The organism is Scytonema sp. PCC 10023, from assembly GCF_963920835.1.
GTDB lineage: Bacteria > Cyanobacteriota > Cyanobacteriia > Cyanobacteriales > Nostocaceae > Kalymmatonema.
In genome coordinates this window covers 1-3,661 of the sequence record NZ_CAWUDP010000237.1, presented here as the reverse complement: position 1 = coordinate 3,661, position 3,661 = coordinate 1, and the positions used below count along the sequence as shown (strand labels likewise).

5 protein-coding genes and 1 pseudogene are annotated in these 3,661 nt (G+C 44.9%); 3 read left to right on the top strand and 3 right to left on the bottom strand.

The window, feature by feature from the left end:
- The 3 genes and pseudogenes from ACM0OZ_RS48210 to ACM0OZ_RS48200 form a co-directional block, all read right to left on the bottom strand.
- Nucleotides 1–385: pseudogene (locus ACM0OZ_RS48210) on the bottom strand (hypothetical protein); the annotation flags it as partial.
- Nucleotides 382–969 carry a hypothetical protein gene (locus ACM0OZ_RS48205; protein ID WP_414590052.1) on the bottom strand — a complete coding sequence of 196 codons (588 nt, stop codon included), beginning with the start codon at nt 967–969 and terminating at the stop codon, nt 382–384. The gene ACM0OZ_RS48205 and the pseudogene ACM0OZ_RS48210, both read right to left, overlap by 4 nt.
- Nucleotides 966–1,262, bottom strand: a complete 297-nt coding sequence (locus ACM0OZ_RS48200; protein WP_414590051.1) for a MarR family transcriptional regulator — start codon at nt 1,260–1,262, stop codon at nt 966–968. Before ACM0OZ_RS48200 ends, ACM0OZ_RS48205 begins: the two co-directional genes overlap by 4 nt.
- 215 nt (nt 1,263–1,477) lie before the next feature.
- On the opposite strand from ACM0OZ_RS48200, the gene ACM0OZ_RS48195 reads away from it, so the two are divergent.
- The 3 genes from ACM0OZ_RS48195 to ACM0OZ_RS48185 all read left to right on the top strand — a co-directional run bounded on the left by ACM0OZ_RS48195 (nt 1,478) and on the right by ACM0OZ_RS48185 (nt 3,362).
- The gene (locus ACM0OZ_RS48195; protein ID WP_414590050.1) at nt 1,478–1,879 is read left to right on the top strand and encodes a helix-turn-helix domain-containing protein; all 402 of its coding nucleotides are present in this window, start codon (nt 1,478–1,480) and stop codon (nt 1,877–1,879) included.
- 185 nt (nt 1,880–2,064) lie between these two features.
- A complete protein-coding gene (locus ACM0OZ_RS48190) occupies nt 2,065–3,162 on the top strand; it encodes an RRXRR domain-containing protein (protein ID WP_414590049.1) in 1,098 nt (365 codons plus the stop codon).
- Nucleotides 3,147–3,362: a hypothetical protein gene (locus ACM0OZ_RS48185; protein WP_414590048.1), complete on the top strand. Its 216-nt coding sequence runs from the start codon at nt 3,147–3,149 to the stop codon at nt 3,360–3,362. The genes ACM0OZ_RS48190 and ACM0OZ_RS48185 overlap by 16 nt, the downstream gene beginning before the upstream one ends.
- Nucleotides 3,363–3,661 lie beyond the last annotated feature (299 nt).

The window sequence follows — 3,661 nt, the reverse complement described above, 5'->3', positions numbered from 1 at the left end:
CGTGGGAATCTGTGTCCCGCTCGTGGGAATCTGTGTCCCGCTCGTGGGAATCTGTCCCGCTTGTGGGACACTTTTTCTCTCTTAAAGGAATAACTTTCTTAGACTCTTGAAGAATTATTCCGTGAGTTACTTCCCAATCAATGTATCCTTTTTGTCTAAGTTCATTGACTGCACGGTAGAAGGCAGATTTACTAATTTCCCACTCTTCGCAGAATTTTAGAACGTTGGTGATGACAAGATTAGTACCAGGAAGCTTTGTAACTTTTTTAATAGCTAGCAAATAGCCAGCAGTCGTCAAAAGTTTGTCCCGATACCACTGTCTAACCTCTTCTGCGGTGAGGGGGTGGAATGGTACACCAATTTTTTCCCTAGATGCTTTACTCACAGTTCCACCTCCTCAAAAGTTACAGTAATCCCAAACTCCGAGCAGGTTGCTTGAGCTAGCGCCAGTTTTGTCAAATCGGGACGCCCAAACAAGTGTATTCGCTTACTATGTTCTGGAAAGAAGGTTGCGTAAGCGAGAATTTTTCCTAACGCTTCTTTCCAATTGTTTATTTCCTTGATTTCAATAACCTCTGACTCTGTGAGTAAGTCAATACGACCCACAGCGGTAATGACTTCGACTTCACCACCGAGTTCATCTTTGAGGCGAGCGCGTATTTGACGCTCAGTATCTGTGTACTCAGCTTTTTGTAATCTGATCCACTCTAGTAAAACTCCAGCTGCCTTAAGCTTGGCGATCGCCTCATAGACACTGCTTTCTGGGAGGAGCCACCGCAGCGCGAACTCTTTAGGAATAACCGTAATAAGGCGGTCGCAGTAAGGGTTCTCGTACCTGAGCACCAGGTGAACAAAGGCGGCATTGTTTATCAGCTTGGCTTTACGGAGGGCAATAAGCTCTGCTTTTTGAAGAGGGTAAAATTCACCTTGAACCCTGCCCTGTTCGTCCCTTTGTGGCTTGGGTATCATGGCTGCACCTCCTCAGAGATGGCAACTAGGCTGAAGCTGGATAGGTCGATGAATCCCTTAGCATCTAGTTCTTTCAAGGCGCGGCTTACAGTTTGGCTGTGGACTGTATGCTCTGGCGATGACAGTTGGCTTGCTATCAAGTCCGCATTAATTTCAATCCCATTGTTATGCGGTGAAAGCGTGCGAATGTAGTACAGCACATCTTTCTGTGCTGGCGTTAATTCCCGGCAAGCTCTTAACCATTCTTCATGTTGAAGTGGATAAAACTTTCCTTGAATCTTTGCGTCTGTCATAATGAATCTATGTTCATAATTCAATGTTTATCAAGAGAATTTCTGCCCTTGCCTGTAATACAGGTAGGGCTGGTTTTTTGTCTTCATAAGTCGCTCTCAATGTCACACAATTGTCACACCAGCACCATAATGCCAATGTGATTCTTTGCTAAGTTGTACTTCCTGGTTAAGTTTGATAATATACAAAAACTTGAAATAATGCAAGTTGCGGCGATATGGATAGGCATCAAGAAACATTAATTGCAGCAATTAGAGAAAGTGGGTTAACAGCAAGAGAAATTGCTGTAAAGGCGGGTGTACATGAAAGTACTCTCAGTAAATTTCTTGATGGAAAAACTGACCTAAAAGCTGGTAATTACTTCAAAATCCTGAGTGTGCTTCCTGTTCCACAAAGGCAAGCAGCCCAGGAAAAATTAGGCATAGTCGTCATTGATGCCTTGTCAGGTGAAGGTACCAAAGGCGTGCGCTCTCTGGTTCAAATGATAGAAGTCGCTAATGATGACGAGATGGAAGCGGCGATGATAGCCATTGGGCGAAAGTGGAAGCGCGAGCGCTCTTATCGTGGGCATACTAAGGATAGTCAACTACCTACACTATACGCGAAGCGTATAGTGTAGGCTTGCAAGAATCAGCTTGCAACGCAAGAGATGACTAGCCCATGAGCCGTTACCTGATACGTACCTCCGAGCGTTTCCCTAACTCGGAATAATTACAAACTACCTGATTAGTAGTGCTTGCAGAAAGGACATTTTGGCAGCGGTGGGCTAAGGGACTTGTAACTTTTCTCGTGAGGATTATCTCCATGGAACGAGTTCCAGTATTATCACCAAACGGTAAACCACTTATGCCAACAAAACCTAGTCGTGCTAGGCGTTGGCTAAAAGAAGGCAAAGCTAAGATTGTACACAACGACCTCAATGTTTTCTGTATTCAACTGTTAGTAGAACCATCTGGTTACGAACAACAACCAATCGCTTTGGGGCTAGACCCTGGGAAAAAGTTTACAGGTATTGGCGTGCAATCGGCGAAGTTTACTTTGTTTATGGCACATCTAATCTTGCCATTTTCAGATGTTACTAAAAAGATGTCGGGACGGCTAATTTTGCGACGTGCTAGGCGAGGTAGACGCATAAATCGCAAGATTGCATTTTACAAAAGAGCGCACCATCAAAAACGTTTCGACAATCGTAAACAGAACAAGTTACCTCCCAGTATCCGAGCTAACAAGGAAATGGAATTACGAGTCGCCAAGGAACTCGTAAGGCTATTTCCCGTTACTCGAATTACCTACGAGTACGTTAAGGCTAAAGGTGATAAAGGATTTAGTCCGGTGATGGTTGGTCAAAAAGTAATGTTGCAATGGTTGGAGAAAATTGCACCGACGAGCGTTCAAGAAGGTTGGCAGACTTCAATTCTTAGACAACAGCTAAGATTATCTAAAGATAAGAAAAACAAGGAGAAACAAAGTCCTGAAACTCATGCTCATGATGGGGTCGCGCTGGCTGCAAGTAACTTCATGCGTTTCCTTGAATTCCACACTGCCAATACTCGCGGGCATCGTTGGGTTGGTGAAGTTATAATCACGTCTGCACCATTTCGTGTTATTGCGCGTCCTAATCTGTTCCGTCGTCAACTTCATTTTGAGAATCCTGTCAAAGATGTACCAGGTAATAGAAAGCGTAAAGGTGGGACAGTAACGCCATTCGGCTTACGTTCAGGTGATTTGGTAAAAGCAGAAAAAGCAGGAAAAGTTTATATCGGTTGGGTTGGTGGTTATACCCAAACAGCCAAAACTAAAAACGTTTCAGTATATGACCACAGTTGGCACAGACTTGGGCAGTTCAGCCCGTCAAAAGTACAGCTAATTAAACGGAGTACAAGATTATGCGTAGCGTCCTGATGTTTCGTGATTTGTTGCTGTCCTCCTCCCTCTCTTTGCACTCTCAAGAATTGGTCAAAGGACGCAACAAGCAATCGCCCGCAATTCCTCCCAACACCGAATCAAAGATTACGGTGTGGGACTCAAGAGCGGTTTTAGTTGACAATGCGATCGCCTGTGTGTTGGCAGAAAATCACGTATGCGTAATTTCTGCTTGCTAATTTCCCCCAGAACTGAAGGGGGCGATGGCATTGCCTCCAGTTCTGGGGAAAAACGGGAGAGCGCTCCTCAGTTCGACTGCGCCCCAACAGATAACGTTCCGCTTTACCCGCCGCAGATACCCTCAAACACCCAATAGACAGCCTTGATACGGTCGGGTGCAAGCGGGTTGTTAGCTGGCATCCACACCAAAGACTTAAGCTACTTTCTTTGGCGTAATGCTTTTTCAAACCGCTCCGCGACAATAAGGGGTGAAATCAGCGAGTCTGTCATTTGCCGCCACTTGATGGTTGAAAGGTTC

Coding starts and splice junctions, on each gene's coding strand:
- ACM0OZ_RS48205 (WP_414590052.1), bottom strand. CDS start 969: ATGATACCCAAGCCACAAAGGGACGAACAGGGCAGGGTTCAAGGTGAA.
- ACM0OZ_RS48200 (WP_414590051.1), bottom strand. CDS start 1,262: ATGACAGACGCAAAGATTCAAGGAAAGTTTTATCCACTTCAACATGAA.
- ACM0OZ_RS48195 (WP_414590050.1), top strand. CDS start 1,478: ATGGATAGGCATCAAGAAACATTAATTGCAGCAATTAGAGAAAGTGGG.
- ACM0OZ_RS48185 (WP_414590048.1), top strand. CDS start 3,147: ATGCGTAGCGTCCTGATGTTTCGTGATTTGTTGCTGTCCTCCTCCCTC.
- ACM0OZ_RS48190 (WP_414590049.1), top strand. CDS start 2,065: ATGGAACGAGTTCCAGTATTATCACCAAACGGTAAACCACTTATGCCA.